Origin of the sequence: Streptomyces sp. NPDC001980 (assembly GCF_040296885.1) — a bacterium.
Lineage (GTDB): Bacteria > Actinomycetota > Actinomycetes > Streptomycetales > Streptomycetaceae > Streptomyces.
This window is the reverse complement of sequence record NZ_JBEOYD010000013.1, coordinates 163,389-180,408: the sequence shown is the minus strand read 5'-3', so window position 1 is coordinate 180,408 and position 17,020 is coordinate 163,389. Positions and strand designations below refer to the sequence as shown.

13 protein-coding genes are annotated in these 17,020 nt (G+C 74.0%); 10 read left to right on the top strand and 3 right to left on the bottom strand.

Translation table 11 applies throughout. The annotated features are described in order from the left end of the window. Nucleotides 1-12: 12 nt before the first annotated feature. The 4 genes from ABT137_RS21800 to ABT137_RS21785 all read left to right on the top strand — a co-directional run bounded on the left by ABT137_RS21800 (nt 13) and on the right by ABT137_RS21785 (nt 6,170). Complete coding sequence (locus ABT137_RS21800; RefSeq protein ID WP_351711249.1) at nt 13-2,991, top strand: glycoside hydrolase family 2 TIM barrel-domain containing protein; 2,979 nt, start codon at nt 13-15, stop codon at nt 2,989-2,991. A 74-nt stretch (nt 2,992-3,065) separates the two neighbouring features. Then, the gene (locus tag ABT137_RS21795; RefSeq protein ID WP_351711247.1) at nt 3,066-3,773 is read left to right on the top strand and encodes a response regulator transcription factor; all 708 of its coding nucleotides are present in this window, start codon (nt 3,066-3,068) and stop codon (nt 3,771-3,773) included. Continuing rightward, entirely contained in the window at nt 3,770-5,296 is a 1,527-nt protein-coding gene (locus ABT137_RS21790; protein ID WP_351711245.1) for a sensor histidine kinase, read from the top strand. The genes ABT137_RS21795 and ABT137_RS21790 overlap by 4 nt, the downstream gene beginning before the upstream one ends. Before the next feature lie 46 nt (nt 5,297-5,342). Continuing rightward, nucleotides 5,343-6,170 carry an oxidoreductase gene (locus tag ABT137_RS21785; protein WP_351711243.1) on the top strand — a complete coding sequence of 276 codons (828 nt, stop codon included), beginning with the start codon at nt 5,343-5,345 and terminating at the stop codon, nt 6,168-6,170. Between the two features lie 83 nt (nt 6,171-6,253). Here ABT137_RS21785 and ABT137_RS21780 read toward each other — a convergent pair whose 3' ends face one another. Together ABT137_RS21780 and ABT137_RS21775 are read right to left on the bottom strand one after the other, a co-directional pair. Further along, nucleotides 6,254-7,432, bottom strand: coding sequence for a serpin family protein (locus ABT137_RS21780; protein WP_351711241.1), 1,179 nt, complete (start codon nt 7,430-7,432; stop codon nt 6,254-6,256). Next, complete coding sequence (locus tag ABT137_RS21775) at nt 7,429-8,634, bottom strand: serpin family protein (protein WP_351711239.1); 1,206 nt, start codon at nt 8,632-8,634, stop codon at nt 7,429-7,431. Before ABT137_RS21775 ends, ABT137_RS21780 begins: the two co-directional genes overlap by 4 nt. A 100-nt stretch (nt 8,635-8,734) precedes the next feature. Here ABT137_RS21775 and ABT137_RS21770 point away from each other — a divergent pair, with 100 nt between their 5' ends. From ABT137_RS21770 to ABT137_RS21745, 6 genes are all read left to right on the top strand, one after another. Beyond that, a complete protein-coding gene (locus ABT137_RS21770) occupies nt 8,735-9,952 on the top strand; it encodes a DUF4190 domain-containing protein (RefSeq protein ID WP_351711237.1) in 1,218 nt (405 codons plus the stop codon). A gap of 147 nt (nt 9,953-10,099) precedes the next feature. Continuing rightward, nucleotides 10,100-10,852 (top strand): GntR family transcriptional regulator, encoded by a 753-nt coding sequence (locus ABT137_RS21765; RefSeq protein ID WP_351711235.1) that lies wholly within the window; start codon nt 10,100-10,102, stop codon nt 10,850-10,852. 328 nt (nt 10,853-11,180) lie between these two features. Continuing rightward, nucleotides 11,181-11,384, top strand: coding sequence for an SPOR domain-containing protein (locus ABT137_RS21760; protein WP_351711233.1), 204 nt, complete (start codon nt 11,181-11,183; stop codon nt 11,382-11,384). 21 nt (nt 11,385-11,405) lie between these two features. Continuing rightward, nucleotides 11,406-11,825 carry a (deoxy)nucleoside triphosphate pyrophosphohydrolase gene (locus tag ABT137_RS21755; protein WP_351711231.1) on the top strand — a complete coding sequence of 140 codons (420 nt, stop codon included), beginning with the start codon at nt 11,406-11,408 and terminating at the stop codon, nt 11,823-11,825. Nucleotides 11,826-12,067: 242 nt separating this feature from the next. Continuing rightward, nucleotides 12,068-12,475 (top strand): ATP-binding protein, encoded by a 408-nt coding sequence (locus tag ABT137_RS21750; RefSeq protein ID WP_351711229.1) that lies wholly within the window; start codon nt 12,068-12,070, stop codon nt 12,473-12,475. Nucleotides 12,476-12,734: 259 nt separating this feature from the next. After that, the gene (locus ABT137_RS21745) at nt 12,735-15,323 is read left to right on the top strand and encodes a SpoIIE family protein phosphatase (protein WP_351711227.1); all 2,589 of its coding nucleotides are present in this window, start codon (nt 12,735-12,737) and stop codon (nt 15,321-15,323) included. A 205-nt stretch (nt 15,324-15,528) separates the two neighbouring features. On the opposite strand, the gene ABT137_RS21740 is transcribed toward ABT137_RS21745, so the two are convergent. Then, nucleotides 15,529-17,010, bottom strand: coding sequence for a hypothetical protein (locus ABT137_RS21740; RefSeq protein WP_351711225.1), 1,482 nt, complete (start codon nt 17,008-17,010; stop codon nt 15,529-15,531). Nucleotides 17,011-17,020: the final 10 nt, after the last annotated feature.

Below are 17,020 nucleotides of genomic sequence, written 5' to 3'. Positions count from 1 at the left end.
AGATGTGACGTCTTGTCCTCCGAGCTCCCCGCGTACGTATCGGACCCCGCCCCCTGGCACGGCGCCCTGCGCCCGGCCCGCTCCTGGCTGCACTCCGACGCCCCCGCCCTCTCGCTGAACGGCCCCTGGCGTTTCCGGCTGTCGGCCACGGCGGCCGTGGCCGCGGAGTTCACGGCCGGGGACTTCGACGACCGGGACTGGGACAGCATCCCGGTGCCCGCCCACTGGGTGCTGGAGGGCGACGGCGCCCATGGCCGGCCGATCTACACGAACATCCAGTTCCCGTTCCCGATCGACCCGCCGCACGTCCCCGACGAGAACCCCACCGGCGACTACCGCCGCCACTTCGACCTGCCCGCCGGCTGGCCTGACGCCGAGCGCGTCCTGCTGCGGTTCGACGGCGTCGAGTCGCTGTTCAAGGTGTGGGTCAACGGCGTCGAGATCGGCAGCGCGAGCGGCAGCCGGCTGGCCCACGAGTTCGACGTGACCTCCGCCGTGCGCCCCGGAGACAACGTCGTCGCCGTCCGCGTGCACCAGTGGTCGGCGGCCAGCTACCTGGAGGACCAGGACCAGTGGTGGCTGCCGGGCATCTTCCGGGACGTCACCCTGCTCGCCCGCCCGGCCGGGGGCATCGAGGACGTCTGGCTGCGCACCGGGTACGACAACGGGCGCGGGCGCGTCGAGACGGAGGTCACCGCCGACCCGGCCGCCTTCCCGGTCACCCTGCGCATCCCCGAACTGGGCGTGGAGCAGGTCTGGCAGACGGCGGCCGACGTGGCGCCCGTCGACGTCCCGGAGGTCGAGCCGTGGTCGGCCGACCTGCCCCGGCTGTACGACGTGACCGTGTCCTCGGCCGCCGAGAGCATCGCCCTGCGGGCCGGTTTCCGCACGGTCGAGATCCGCGGCGACCAGTTCCTGGTCAACGGCCGCAAGGTCGTCTTCCACGGCATGAACCGGCACGAGGCCCACCCCGAGCGCGGCCGGGTCTTCGACGAGGCGCACGCCCGCGCCGACCTGGCCCGGATGAAGCGGTTCAACGTGAACGCCATCCGCACCAGCCACTACCCGCCGCACCCCCGGCTGCTCGACCTCGCCGACGAGCTCGGCTTCTGGGTCGTCCTCGAATGCGACCTGGAGACCCACGGCTTCGACAAGGTCGGTTGGGCCGGCAACCCGACCGACGACCCGGCCTGGCGCGCGGCCTGCCTGGACCGTATCGAGCGCACCGTCGAGCGGGACAAGAACCACCCCGGCGTCGTGATGTGGTCGCTCGGCAACGAGGCCGGCACCGGAGCCAACCTCGCCGCCATGTCCGCCTGGGTGCACGCCCGCGACCCCGAGCGCCCCGTCCACTACGAGGGCGACTACACCGGCGACTACACCGACGTCTATTCCCGGATGTACGCGACGGTGCCGGAGACCGAGCAGATCGGCACCGACGGCTCCCGGACGCCGCTGCTCGGCTGCACCCCCGCCCAGGGCGCCCGGCAGCGCACCAAGCCGTTCCTGCTCTGCGAGTACGCCCACGCCATGGGCAACGGTCCGGGCGCCCTCGACCAGTACGAGGAACTGGTCCACCGCCACCCGCGGCTGCACGGCGGCTTCGTCTGGGAGTGGCGCGACCACGGCATCCTGGCCACCGCCCCCGACGGGACGCCGTACTACGCCTACGGCGGCGACTTCGGGGAGGTCGTGCACGACGGCAACTTCGTGATGGACGGCATGGTGCTCAGCGACGACGTGCCGACGCCCGGCCTCCACGAGTTCAAGGCGGTCGTCCAGCCGATCCGGTTCGCCTTCGACGGCGACAAGCTCGCCATCACCAACCTGCGGCACTCGGCCGACACCGCCGACCTGCGCTTCCGCTGGCGCGTCGAGTTCGACGGCATCCCCGTGGAAGCGGGGGAGCTGGAGGCGCCCCTGCTCGCGGCCGGCGAGTCGGGACGGGTGCCGCTGCCCGCGCTCGCGGTGGCCGCGGACGCCGAGACCTGGCTGACGGTCGAGGCGGTACTGGCGACGGACACGGCCTGGGCCCCCGCGGGGCACCAGGTCGCCACCGCCCAGCTGGACTGCTCGGTACGGCGGCCGGTGCCCGCCGTCCGGCCCCGGTCCGGCTGGCGGCCGGGCGAGGGGACCCGCACGCTCGGCATCGCCGAGTTCACCGGCGGATCCCTCACCCGCCTCGCCGGACGCCCCGTCACCGGGCCGCGGCTTGAGCTGTTCCGCGCGCCGACCGACAACGACGAGGGCACCGCCGACCGGCTGGAGGGCAGCGACGCCAGTGCCGCCGGGGTGTCCAGCGCCGAACTGTGGCGCCGGGACGGACTCGACCGCCTCACCACCCGGCGGATCAGCGTGGAGCACGCCACGGACGCCCTGCGCACCGTCGACCGGGTCTCCGCCGCGGACTCCGCGCTCTCCGTGACGGTCGAGTCGGTCTGGTCGGTCGAGGACGGCGAGCTGGAACTGCGCGTCGAGATCGAGCCCTCGCGCGGCTGGGCCACGGTGTGGCCGCGGATCGGGGTCCGCTTCGAACTGCCCGACGGCACGGCACCCGTGGACGGCGCCGAGTGGTTCGGCCTCGGCCCGCTGGAGTCCTACCCCGACAGCCTCCGCGCGGCCCGCACCGGCCGCTTCTCGGCCACCGTCCGGGACCTGTCGGTCGACTACGCGCGCCCCCAGGAGACCGGCCACCGCTCGCAGCTGCGCGCGCTCACGCTGACCAGCGGCGACACCCAGGTACTGCGCGTGACGGCCCTCCCCGACACCCGCGGGCGGCGCCCCGGCTTCACCCTCTCCCGCCACACCCCGCAGCAGCTCGACCGGGCCGCCCACCCCTTCGAACTCCCGGAGTCCGCCACCAGCCACCTCATCATCGACGCGGCCCAGCACGGCCTCGGCTCCCGCGCCTGCGGACCGGACGTGTGGCCGGAGTTCGCGCTGCGCCCCGAAGCCCGCACCCTCAGGCTCCGCCTCACGGCAGGCACCTGAGCCACCGGACCCGACAGGTCTTTCACAGTCCGTTCCCACGCGGTCCACGGCCGGGAGGTGGACGGTCACCGGCCATGAAGTTATCCACCGGTACCCCACGGATCCTGGTCGTGGACGACGAGAAGGACCTGACCGACCTGCTGGTGACGGTGCTGCGGGCCGAGGGCTGGCGGACCGAGCCGGCGCCGGACGGCACGACGGCGCTGCGGGCGGCCCGCGGCTTCCGGCCCGACGCGGTCGTCCTGGACCGCGGGCTGCCCGACCTGGAGGGCCTGGAGGTGCTGCGGCGGCTCCGGGCCTGGCGGCCGGACCTCCCCGTGCTGTTCCTCACCGCCCGGGAGAGCGTCGAGGACCGGGTCGCCGGCCTGTGCGCGGGCGCCGACGACTACGTGCCCAAGCCGTTCGACCTCGACGAGGTCGTGGTCCGGCTGCGCGCCCTGCTGCGCCGCTGCGACGCGGGCGGGCCGGGCGGCTCGCTGCTCGTCGTCGACGACCTGACCCTCGACGAGGAGACCCGGCAGGTGCACCGGGCGGGCACCCCGGTCCGGCTCACCGCCCGGGAGTTCGAGCTGCTGCGCTACCTGATGCGGCACCCGGGCCGGGTCCTCGGCCGGGCGGAACTCCTCGACAACGTCTGGGCGGAGGACGCCGACCGGCATCTGAGCATCGTCGAGAGCTACGTCAGCTACCTGCGCCGCAAGATCGAACGCGACCGCCCCGTCCTCATCCACACCGTGCGCGGCGTCGGCTACCTGATGAAGCCCGCCGCGGCGAAGCGATGAGAGGCCGCCCGCGCCGCCCGCACCGGCCGCGCAGCCTGCGCTCCCGGATGATCCTCTCCAGCAGCCTGCTGCTGGCCGCCCTCTCCGTCGTGATCATCGCGATCTCCGGGCTGGCCATGCGCACCTACCTGATGGCCGGCCTGGACCAGCGCCTCGACGCCCTCGCCGAACACTCCTCGGCCGCCCGCGGCCAGATCGGCGCCCCGACCGCCGGCCTGCCCTACCTCAGGGCGTTCGGGGTCCCGGCGGGCACCATCGGCGTCTCCGTGTCCGGCCGGTCCGGCACGGGCACGGTCCGGCACGCGGCGGTCGTGACCGACTCCGGGAAGCTGACCGCCCCGACCGCCGGGCAGCGCCGGATCCTCGCCACGGTCGAGGCCGACGGCCACCGCCACACCCTCGACCTGCCCGGCCGCGGCACCTACCGGGTCAAGGCCGTGCGCGCCGACTCCCGGGACGACGAGATCACCATCGTCACCGCCGTGTCGGTTCGGCCCGTGCAACGAATGCTCGGCCGCCTGCTGGCCGTCGAGTCGGCCAGCGCGGCCGCCGCCCTGCTCGTGGCCGCGGTGATCGCGGCCACCGTGATCGGCCGTCAGCTACGGCCCCTGCAGCGCGTCGCCGCCACCGCCACCCGCATCTCCCGCGAACCTCTGGGGCACGGCGCGGTCCGTGCCCTGGAACGCGTCCCGGAGACCGACTGCGGCACCGAGACCGGCCGGCTCGCCGAAGCCGTCAACCGGCTGCTCGGCCACGTCGAGAACGCCCTCGCCGACCGCTACGCCACCGAACTGCGCATGCGGGACTTCCTCGCGGACGCCGGTCACGAGCTGCGCACCCCGCTCGCCTCCGTCGCCGGCCACCTCCAACTGGTGCGCCGCGCCCCGAAGCAGGCGGCCCCGCAGGCCGAGTACGCGCTGGGCCGCATGGAGTCCGGCATCGGCCGGATGCGCACCCTCGTCGAGGACCTGCTGCTCCTCGCCCGCCTGGACACCGGGCGCCCGCTGGCCCGCGAGGAGGTGGGCCTCGGCCCGCTGCTCGCCGAGGCCGTGGCCGACGCCCGCGCGGCCGGACCCGACCACCGCTGGGAGTTCCTGATGCCGGGCAACCTGGTACTGGTCGAGGGCGACCCGGACCGCCTCCACCAGGTCGTCGCCAACCTCCTCGCCAACGCCCGCGCCCACACCCCGCCCGGCACCAAGGTCACCGTGACCGTCCGGACCGCCGACGGCCAGGCGGTGGTCCGGGTCGCCGACGACGGCCCCGGCATCCCGCCCGACCTGCTGCCCCGCGTCTTCGAACGCTTCGCCCGCGGCGACGCCTCCCGCTCCCGGGCCACCGGCAGCAGCGGCCTCGGCCTCGCCATCGTCGCCGCCGTCTCCGCCGCCCACGGCGGATCCGCCGAGGTCGGCAGCGAACCGGGCCGCACGGTGTTCACCGTACGGCTGCCGCTGTGCCCGGCGTACGCCGGTGAGGTGAACCCGCCCCGGAAACCCATTGGACGTGAACTCCCTTACGGGTGAGGGTGGTTGGCTGGACCGACGGCGGAGATCAGCAGGGAGACGGGACATGACCAGGATCTGGCTCATCACCGGCGCGAGCAGCGGCTTCGGCCGGGCGCTCGCCGAGGCCGCGCTCGCCGCGGGCGACACGGTCGTCGGGGCGGCCCGGCGCCCCGAGGCACTGGCGGAGCTGGCAGCCGTCCACCCCGGCCGGGTCGACCCGGTCCGCCTGGACGTCACGGACACGGCGGCGATCGAGCCGGCCGTACAGGACGTGATCGCCCGGCACGGCCGGATCGACGTCCTCGTCAACAACGCGGGCCGCACGCACGTCGGCGCCTTCGAGGAGACCACCGACGCCGAACTGCGCGACCTGTTCGACCTGCACGTCTTCGGCCCGGCCGCGCTGGTCCGGGCGGTCCTGCCGCACCTGCGCAGGCAGCGCTCGGGGGCGATCGTGCAGATGAGCAGCATGGGCGGGCAGATGTCCTTCGCGGGCTTCTCCGCCTACAGCGGCACGAAGTTCGCGCTGGAGGGCATGTCCGAGGGGCTCGCCGACGAGGTGCGGGAGTTCGGGATCAAGGTGCTGATCGTGGAGCCGGGCGCCTTCCGCACCGCCCTCTTCGACGCCGGCAGGGCCGGGGCCAGCGACGACACCGGCGTCTACGCCAAGGTCGCCGAGACCCGCGCCGGCGTCGAGGGCGGCGACGGCAGCCAGCCCGGCGACCCGGCCAAGGCCGCCACCCTGATCCTGGCCGCCCTGGACGCCGAGGAGACCCCGCTGCACCTGCCCCTGGGCGACGACGCGGTGACCGCCGTACTGACGCAACTGGACGTCGTACGACGGGACATCGCCGCGTGGGAGAAGCGGACCAGGGCTACTGATTTCGGCTGAGCAGCAGCGCCCCGTGAGGGGCGCGGGGAACTGCGCGACCAGCCACGACGGCGCCGCAGACGAACGACGGCGCATCGCGGCACTTACAGCCGGCCCACGGCCGTCGGCTCCGTCACCCACCCCGCCGCCAGCACCAGCCGGCTCTCCCGGTGCACGGCGAGGAAGCCGAACGGCCGGTCGACGGTGACCCGGACCACCGTCGACTCGTGCCGGTACTGCGGTGGGCCGCTGCCCGGCGCCGCCACCACGGCGGTGACCGCGGCGGCCCGGAAGCCCAGCGGCCCGAACTCCGCGACCGCGGACTGCCCGGCGGCCCCGATGGCGAGCGGCGCGGCACTGATCCCGGGGAAGTGCCCCTCGCGGGCGTCCGCGGCCGTGGTGAGCCCGAACAGCCCGTGCAGCTGGAGCAGATCGTGGTCGGCGCGGACCGTGAAGCCCGGGGTGGTCACGTCGAGCCGGATCGGGTCCGGGGCGACGGACGGCTGCCGCTCCACGACCACACCCGGCCCCGCGGGCCCGTAGGGGAGCTGTCCGCCGGTCGTCACCGGCAGGGCCCGCTCCAGGACGCCGATGCCCGTGTGCAGCACCTGCCCGGGGGCCATGCCCTCGGCGCCGAGCACCAGATGCACGTCGAGACCGTTGTCGCCGAGGACCTTCACCGTGGTGACGTGCCCGTCCGGACCGGCCGCCACCCCGATCCGGTCGGGCCGGACACTGCTGCGGTTGAGACCGGCCAGCTCCCGCCCCTGCCAGGGCCCGGAGCCGGGCCGCAGCACCGTCTCCCGGAACGGGTGCCGCCAGTCCGTGCGCAGCGCCAGCGCGGTCGCCAGCACCAGCCGGGCGCCCTCGGCCAACTGGACCGGCAGCCGCTCGACCAGCCCCTCGGTGCGCTTCGCCGCCCACGCGTCCAGCGCCTCCCGGGAGGCCGCGAGATCGGGGCCGAGCACCCCGTGCGCGTCGGCGGGCAACCCCGCCGCCCACTGCTCGCGCAGTTCCAGCGCGCGATCGGTCCACAGCCCCAGGGCCGACCCGACGCCCGGCATCGAGTCGAGCCCCGCGAGTAACTCCCGGGCACCGGCGGCAGCCTGATCGGCTTGCCTGCCCACGGCCCGGGTCAGTTCGTCCCGTGCCGGGCCGGCGGCGCCGTCGGCGAGGAAGGCCAGCAGCGGCCAGACGCCGGCGGCCGAGAAGACCGTGCCCTGTCTGGTCTGCCGAGCCCAGCGTGCGGTGAGCGCGTTGACGGCGTTGACGGTGTCGTTCATTCGTCGTGCTCCCAGGGGTACTCGGGGAAGGGCAGGGGATCCGTCACCCAGCCCGCCGCGAGGACGAGCCGGGAGTGCCGGTGCAGGGCGAGGAAGCCGAAGGGCCGGTCGAAGGCGGCGTCGATCCGGGTGGTGACGTAACGCCGCTCGGGCGGGAGGCCTGTCGCGGCCAGCCCGAACGCGGTCACCGCCGCGGCCTCGAAGCCCAGCGCGCCGAACTTCGCCATGGTGGCCTGCCGGGCGGACCCGACGGCCAGCGGGAAGGCACTGATCCCGGGGAAGTGGCCGCGGCGGGTGTCCATCGCCGTCGTGAGCCCGAACAGCCGGTGCAGTTCGAGCAGGTCGTGGCTCGCCGTCAGGTCGTACGCCGCCGTCGTCACGTCGAGCCGCGGCGGCTGCGGTGTCTCGGACCGCACCTTCGCCACGCTCAGCCCCGGTCCGGGCTCGCCGTAGGGGAGCCGTCCGCCCGGCACCACCCGGTGCAGGCCGTCCAGGATGCCGATACCGGCCGCCAGCACCTGCCCCGGTGCCATCCGCTCCTCGCCGAGCAGCAGATGGACGTCCAGGGCGTTGCCGCCCAGCACCTTCAGTTCGGTGACGAAGCCCTCCGGGGTGTCCGCCAGGCCGATCCGGTCCAGCTGCACGCCGGAGCGGAACAGACCGAGCCGTTCGACGGCCGCCCAGGGCTCGTACGCCGTGTCCAACGGCAACTCCTGGAAGGGCGCGAGCCAGCGCGTACGCATCGCCAGCGCGCCGGCCAGGACCAGCTCCGGGTCCTTGTCCAGGCTGACCGGCATCCGGTCGATCAGCCCGCCGGTGCGGTCCACGGCCCAGGCGTCCAGTGCCGCGCGGTCCGCCGCCGCGTCCCCGGTCAGCACTCCGCGCGTGCCGGCGGGCAGCCCCGCCGCCCACGCCTCCCGCAGCTCCAGGGTCCGCCTGGTCCACACGCCCACCGCGGTGTCCAGGCCGCGCATGCCCGCCATCCCGCCGAGCAACTCCCGTGCCATCCCGGCCACTTCGTCCGCCGGCAGGCCCAGCGCGTCCGCCAGCTCGCCGCGCGCCCCGCCGTCCGCCCCGTCCGCGAGGAAGGCCAGCAGCGGCCACACCCCGGCCGCCGAGAACACCGTGCCGCCCTGCGACGCGGCCGCCCAGCGCGCGGTCAGCCCGTTCACCGCGCGCACGGCCGCCTTCCCCACCCTCATTCCGCCCCCGTTCACGGCGCGCTTACGATGCGCGCAGTCGTACGTCAGTTCAGCCGTCCGTTTCCGCGCGGCTCGACGCCCCCTCAGGAGCACGGTACCGGTGTCCATACCTCCGCCCCCCGGCCCCCACCAGCCACAAGGGCCCTACCCACCGCCCCAGTCGGGCCCGCCGCAGTACCCGCAGTACCCGCAGGCGCCGTACGGGCAGCAGCCGCCCTACCCGGGGCCGTACCAGGCCTGGGGGCAGGGCTACGGCCCCTACGCCCCGCAGCCGCCCGTCAACGGGCTCGCCATCGCCTCCCTCGTGCTCGGGCTGCTGTGCTGCCTGCCGGGGGTGGGGCTGGTGCTGGGGCTGGTCGGGCTCGGGCAGATCCGCAAGCGGGGTGAGCGCGGCAAGGCGATGGCGGTCATCGGGTCGGTGCTCTCCGGACTCGGGCTGGCCCTGTGGGTGCTGGTGCTGGCCACCGGCGGGGCGGCGGAGTTCTGGGAGGGTGTCAAGGAGGGCGCGAACGACAGCTCCAGCCTCTCCCTGTCCACCGGCGACTGCTTCGACACCCCCGACGGCACGCTCACCGGCGACCTGGTGTCCGACGTCACCGTCGTGGACTGCGAGAAGGCCCACGACGGCGAGGTCTTCGCCACCTACAAGCTCAAGGGCCCGGACTACCCGGGCGACGACAGCGTCGGCGACTCCGCCGACCGGCGCTGCTACGCCCTGGAGGACGGCTACGCGATGGACGGCTGGGCGATACCCGGCGACGTCGACGTGTACTACTTCACGCCGAGCGAGGACAGCTGGGGGTACGGCGACCGGGAGGTGGCCTGCGTCTTCGGCAACACGACCGAGGGCCGCACCCTGTCCGGCTCGCTGCGCAACGACGAGAGCGTGCTGGACGCCGACCAGGTCGCCTACCTCGACGCCGCGCACGTCCTCAACACCGCCCTCGCCGCCGTCCCCGAGGCCGAGTACGTCGAGGACGACCTGCCCGGCTACCGGCAGTGGGCGGACCGGGTGACCACGGCCCTCGGCAAGCAGACCGCGATGCTGCGCGCGCACGGCTGGGGCCCGGACGGACGGAAGCCGGTGAACGACCTGATCGCGGACCTCGACAAGGCCAAGGCGGAGTGGGCGAAGGCCGCGAAGGCCACGGACGCGGACACGTACTACGCCCATTACGACAAGGGCTCGGCGCTGCTCGACCCGAAGCGGACCGTCACCGCCCGCAAGGCTCTGGGCCTCGCCACGACCCCGCCCTCGTACGACGACGGGGGCGGCGGCTCCGGCAGCGGAGGAAGTGGCTCCGGCGTGGAGGTGTGATCGCGGCTATAACGGGGAGAAAGTGCCTGCGTAAAGCCTCCCCGGGCCACATGTCATCACATCGAGTGATTCTCTGGCCTTTGCTTGCACGGCTCAACCCACGGTTGCCACGCTGTTGCTGTCTGTACAACCTGATGGGAGCGGCCAGTGACTTTCGGTGAGCAGCCGGCGTATCTGCGTGTCGCGGGTGATCTCCGCAAGAAGATCGCCGACGGTTCGCTGCCGCCCCACACCCGGCTGCCCTCGCAGGCCCGTATCCGCGAGGAGTACGGCGTCTCGGACACGGTCGCCCTGGAGGCCCGCAAGGTACTGATGGCCGAGGGGCTGGTCGAGGGCCGGTCCGGCTCCGGGACCTATGTGCGTGAGCGGCCCGTGCCCCGGCGGGTGGCCCGCTCCGGGTACCGCCCGGCCGGCGGCGCCACCCCGTTCCGCCAGGAGCAGTCCGACGCGGCGGCGCGCGGCACCTGGGAGTCCAGCAGCGAGCAGACCGGGGCGGGCGCCGCGATCGCCGACCGGCTCGGCATCCACGTCGGCGACCGCGTGATGTGCACCCGGTACCTGTTCCGGGACGCGGGCGAGCCGATGATGCTCTCCACCTCCTGGGAGCCCCTCGCCGTCACCGGCCGGACCCCCGTGATGCTGCCCGAGGAGGGCCCGCTCGGCGGGATGGGCGTGGTCGAGCGGATGCGCGCCATCGACGTCGTCGTGGACAACGTCACCGAGGAGGTCGGCGCCCGCCCCGGCCTCGCCGAGGAACTGCTCACCCTGGGCGGGGTCCCGGGCCATGTCGTCCTGGTGATCCAGCGGACGTACTACGCCTCCGGCCGCCCGGTGGAGACCGCGGACGTCGTCATCCCGGCCGACCGATACCGGGCCTCCTACCATCTGCCGGTGAGGTAGGCGGGCGTACCACCTCTTCGTGAAGTAGCGCACACCCTTGCGATGGTTGACGCCTTCACGACTCAGGTCCGGACCTGTGCCCGCCGCTGGAATCCGGCCGTTCTCGCAGGTGGCCCGGCTGTCCTCGCCATGCCTGCGACCCGAAGTGCGGGGCGCGCGAACGGCGCATTCGTTGTCGTGCGCCCCCACCGTTCTGGCTGGTTGCGTACCTCTTTGTGAAAAGGCGTATTCGCTGCGTAAAGGTTAGGCGTACGCTCGGGCATATGCGGAGTGCGGTTTCCTTAGCGGGGCGGGGATGGGCGGGAGCCGGGAGATGCGGAGGGGCGCGATGACGGAAGGCACGGTCTCTCTCCCCTGGCTCGTCATACGGCAGGACGACAACGGCAATCGCTACCGGGTCGGCCGGTACGCGACCCGGGCCGAGGCGCAGAAGATCGCCGACAGTCTCGACGACCGCGGACACAAGCAGCTCTACTGGGTCGAGCGCATCGGCCACAGCAACGGCAACGGGGACGGCGGTACCCGCAACTGAGCCTCCCGTAGGCTCCGGCCCATGAGCGAACGGATCGTGGTGGTCGGAGCGGCCCTGCTCGACACCGGCCGCCTCCTCGCGGCCCGCCGCAGCGCACCCCCCGAGCTGGCCGGCCGCTGGGAGCTGCCCGGCGGCAAGGTCGAGCCCGGCGAGACCCCCGAGCACGCCCTCGTGCGCGAGCTGCACGAGGAGCTCGGCGTCGAGGCGGAGACGCTGACGCGGGTGCCGGGTGAGTGGCCACTGCGGGAGCCGTACGTCCTCCAGGTGTGGACCGCCCGCCTCCACCCCGGTTCCCCGCAACCCAAGCCCCTTCAGGACCACGACGAGCTGAGATGGCTCGCACCGGGCGAGATCTGGAACGTGAACTGGCTGGACCAGGACGTCCCGGCGGTACGCGAGGTGGCCGCCCGATTGAGTGCGGGGCGCAGCCCCGACGAATAGGGGCGCTGGGGGTCCCCCCGGCCGAAGGCTGGGGGAGGAACTGCGCGACAAGCCCCCACGGCGCCGCACCCGCCCGACAATCGCACCCCCCGAGCCCCTGGGCGCACGGCCCTCCCGGCGTAAGCCGTTCGCACCACAGTGCGCCCTCTCTCGCGGTACTGCCTCCCAGTAATCGGGTATGTGCCCATTAACCCCACGAAACCGGACAGTGCCGGGCTCGCAGCCGGGGAAGCGACTGGGAAGTGATCGGTGTGATCGACACCGAAGGTGACACCGTCGAGTGGACCTTTCCCGCGGAACCGGGCGCCGTGCGCAGCGCCCGGACCGCGGTCCGAGACCAACTGCGCGGCTGGGGCCTCGACGGCCTCGCCGATCTCGCCGCCCTGCTGGTCAGCGAGTTGGTCACCAACTCGCTGCGGCACGCCACCGGCCCCATCGGCGTACGCCTCGTCCGCCCGCCTCAACTCGCCGACACCCTGCGGGTCGAGGTCTCCGACCCGCTCCCGGACCCGCCGCGCGAGCGTGCGGCCAGCCCCGACGACGAGAGTGGCCGCGGCCTCCAGTTGGTTGCGGGCTCCTCGCGCAGCTGGGGTACCCGGCCGGGGGACAACGGCAAGACGGTCTGGTTCGAGCTGGCCGTACCGGGGTGAACGGGGTGAACGGGGTGTACACGCAGTGCTACGGCGTCCACCCGCGAGAGTGGCCGATCAACGCGTGCCGGAGTACGTGATTCGACGGCGTGTTCCCTGGTTAGAAGACTGGAAGTGTTGTCACGGTCCGGTCCGGAAATCGTCGGGACCGTGCTGTGATCGTGAACACCGTGTCAGGCGGCACCGTAGTGCTGGATACTGCGGGCAGCCGCACCCGGTGACCGGTGCCGGACGCGGTGAGCTGGAGGGGACGGTTCGCGTGAGCGAGATACCAGCTAAGGCCACGGAGTCCGAGGACCCGTCGGACGGCGCGAGGGCGGGGACCGCGGAGACAGCCGCGGTCCCTGGCGACGCCGTGTGGCAGAGCAGCCCGCCCGGCTCGATCTACGACTACATCAAGGTCGCCTCGTTCTCCATCGGCGCCGGCGGCCTGGTCGACCAGTGGAGCCTGCGCGCCGAGCAGATCTTCGGCATCCCCGCCGAGCGCGCCGTCGGCATGGACCCCATCGAGGCGTTCGTCGACCCGGACCTGCGCGAACGCGGCCAGCGGAAGATGGCCGAGATCCTGGACGGGCGGGAGTGGACCGGCGTGGTCCCGTTCCGGATGCCCGGCAGGGCGGACGGCGAGCGCGGCGAGGAGGGCATCGCCGAGGTCTACGTCATGCCCACCCGCACCGCCGAGGGCGAGAACGCGGCCGTGTGCATCGTGGTCGACGTCCGCACCCTACGCAGCATCGAGACCGACCTCGCGGCCTCGCAGTCGATATTCGGTCAATCTCCGTTCGGCTTCCTGCTGATCGACACCGACCTGCGGATCCGCCGCGCCAACGTACGGTTCTCCTCCATCTTCGGCGGCACCCCCGACGACCACCGCGGCAAGGGCGTCCACGACTACCTCCCGCGCTCCGAGGCCGAGCGGGTGGCGGCCACCCTGCGCCGGGTCCTGGAGACCGGCAACTCCATCACCGACATGCACGTCACGGGCTTCGTACCGGGCTCCGAGGAGCGCCGGCACTGGTCCATCAACCTCTACCGGGTGCACAGCGGCACCGGCCGCCCCATCGGCATCGCCTGGCTGGGCCTCGACATCACCGCCCGCCGCGCCGCCGCCCGCGAGGCCGCCGCCGCCCGGCGCAACCTCGCCCTCCTCAACGAGGCCGGCGCCCGCATCGGCAACTCCCTGGACCTGGAGACCACGGCCCGCGAGCTCCTCGACGTGGTCGTCCCCGGCTTCTGCGACCTCGCCACCGTCGACCTCTACCAGGGCCTGCTGGCCGGCGACGAGACCCCGCCCGGACTCGCCGACGGCAGCGCCGAACTGCGCCGGGTCGCCTTCGCCAGCGCGGTCTCCGACGCCCCCTTCGTGGGCGGCGGCGTCCCGGTCGCCGTCGGCGCGGTCCACCACTACCCCTTCAACTCCCCGTGCGCGGACGCCCTGCGCACGGCCCGCCCGCAGCACGTGCCGGCGGCGGAGGGCGGCCTCGTCCAGTCCACGCTGGCCGTGCCCATGGTCGCCCACGACACGGTCGTCGGCCTCGCCCAGTTCGCCCGCACCAAGGGCAGCGAGCCGTTCGGCGACCGGGACCGGGACCTCGCCGTGGAGCTGGCCGCCCGTGCCGCCGTCTGCATCGACAACGCCCGCCTCTACCGGCGCGAGCACGAACGCGCGTTGATACTGCAGCGGTCCCTGCTCCCGCCCGGCGACCCGGAGGCCTCGGGCCTGGACATCGCCTGCCGCTACCTGCCCGGCAACGCGGCCACCGAGGTCGGCGGCGACTGGTTCGACGTCATAGAACTCCCCGGCCACCGCACGGCGCTGGTGGTGGGGGACGTGATGGGCCGAGGTCTACGCGCGGCGGTCGCGATGGGTGAACTCCGCACCGCGGTCCGCACGCTGGCCCTGCTCGACCTCGAACCGGCCGAGGTGCTCTCCGCGCTGGACGAGATCGCCCGCGGCCTCGGCACCCCCGGCGGGGTCCAGCAGGCCACCCGCACGGCCCGCCAGCCCCGCGACGCCGACCTCTCCGAGGTCTACCTCGCCACGTGTGTGTACGCCGTCTACGACTCCGTCACCAGGCGCTGTACGTTCGCCAACGCCGGCCACCTGCCGCCCGTCCTCGTGGAACCGGGCGAGGCCGCCCTGATGCTCGACGTGCCGCCCGGCATGCCGCTCGGCGTCGGCGGCGAGCCCTTCGAGGAGGTCGAGGTCGAACTCCCCGAGGGCGCGCTGCTCGCGCTGTACACCGACGGCCTGGTCGAATCCCGCGACCACCCCCTCGACGAGGGCCTCCAGGCCTTCGTGGGGGCCCTCACCGACCCGTCCCAGCCCCTTGAGGACGTCTGCGACCACGTCCTCAGCACCCTCGACACGCACCACGGCGAGGACGACATCGCGCTGCTGATGGCACGTGTACAGGGACTGCCGGCCGAGTCGGTCGGCGACTGGACGCTGCCGCGCGAGCCCCGCAGCGTCGGCCGCGCCCGCGAGTACGCGCGCGGCCAGCTCCTCACCTGGGACCTGGAGCCGCTGGTCGACACGACGGAACTCCTCGTCAGCGAACTCGTCACCAACGCGCTGCGGTACGGCGAGGGCGAGATAAGGCTCCGCCTCCTCCTCGACCGGACCCTGGTCTGCGAGGTCTGGGACTCCGGCCTGGTCCAGCCGAGGCGCCGTAGGGCGCGGGACACCGACGAGGGCGGGCGTGGCCTGCAACTGGTCGGTCTGCTCAGCGCGGCGTGGGGCTCACGCCGGACGCCGCGGGGCAAGACGGTGTGGTTCGAACTCCCGCTGCCGGACGGGGAGACGGGTCTGACCGACCCTGCGGAGGCTTTGCTCAGCCTGTTCTGAGGAGGGGCCCTCCGGACGCTGGTCATGCGCGGCGCCGTGGGGGCTGATCGCGCAGTTCCTCCCCCAGCCTTCGGCCGGGGGTACCCCCAGCGCCCCTGAAAGCAGGGGGTTGCATGACCGCCCCTTTGGGGGCGCGGGGAACTGCGCGACAAGCCCCCACGCACCCGCAGCCGCCCGACGATCCTCCGCGGCACCCCCTGACGCGCTACCCCAGCCTCCCCCTGCTCTCCGGCCCCCCGAAGGCCACCACCGGCCCCCCGTCCCCCTCCTCGCCCAGCAGCACACCCCCGAGCACCGCCCCCGCCACCCCGCTGCCATGCGCGGCCTCGCCGGTGAACGGGTTCCCGTGCGCCCGTACGTCCCGCTCCGCCAGCTCCAGCGCCCGCCGCGCCAGCCTGTCGGCGTCCGCGGGCGCAGCCCGCCCCGCCGCCGCCAGCAGTGCCCGCGCCTCCGCCCCCACCGCCGCCCGATGCGTCCCCACGAAGTCGTCCGCCGCCCCCAGCGCGCTGCGCGCCACCAGCCCCGCCCCCGCCGCGATCACCCCGGACCGCCCGCCCCCCGTCCCCTCCACCGCCCGTACGACCCGGCGCAGGGCGTCCAACGGGTCGTACGGCCCGCCGGTCACCTGCCCCCGCACGCCGGCCAGCACGGCGTCGGCGTGCGCCAGCCGCGGCGGCAACGCCGTCCCGCGCAGACCCGCCAGCTCCGCCTCCGCGCCGGTGAGGGCGGCCGGCACCAGCCCCGCCGCCGTCCGCAGCTCCTGCGCCAGGCGTTCCACCGCGCCCAGCAGCACCCCGGCCTGTGCCACGGCCCCCTCGGCGGCCCGCACCCCCCGCCGGAACCCGTCGCCGTCGCCCGAATCGGCGGCCTGGCGGGCCTGGTTGAGCCATGAGGTCGCGAACACCAGCCGGTCCTTGGCCTGTTCGACGTATCCGACGACGGAAGCGACCGCGGCCGCACCGTACCGCTCACCCGCCCCGGCCAGCGCCGCCGCCACCCCGCCGGTCCGCCCCGCCAGCTGCCGGAACCGCCCCTCGGCCTCGGCCAGCGCGTCCCCCGCATCCCACACGGCGTCGAACCCCGCGGCCTTCGCGTCCAGTTGCCGCCCCGCCTCCGCGCACCGCCCGACCACACCCACCAGCGCCTGCCGCCGGCCGGCGTCGTCCTCCGGCACCCCCTCCTCGTACCGCCGCCAGATCGCGAACGCGGCCGTCAGCTCGGTCTCGGCCGCCCGCAGGGCCCGTTCGGCGGACGCGGCACCGTCGACGTACCCGAGGGCCTCCCGGCTGGTGCGGACGCAGTCGTCGGCGAGGACCAGGGAGGCCCGCGCCTGCCGCTCGACATCGGCGGGCGACGGCGCCGGCGGGGCGGGGGAGAGGATCCCCGGCGTGGTGCGCGAGCGGGCCCGTCGTATCCGGCGTACGTAGCCGTAGCCGCCCAGCGCGCCGGCCGCCGCCACGGCGACGAGCGGCAGGACGTAATCGGTCGCCGACACCCCGTCCGCCGCCTGGGCCGCGGAAACCGTTCCGCCGCCCGCCACGGGAACCGGATCTTGAGTGACGCTCGTCATCACCGGCAACACCAGCCAGACCGCCCCGGCCACCCCGCCCAGCACCGCATGCCCCACCCGCACGGCTATGTGTCCCGTGGCATGCCTCGGCCGACCCCGGATCAAGGATGACGTCACATTTCGGAGG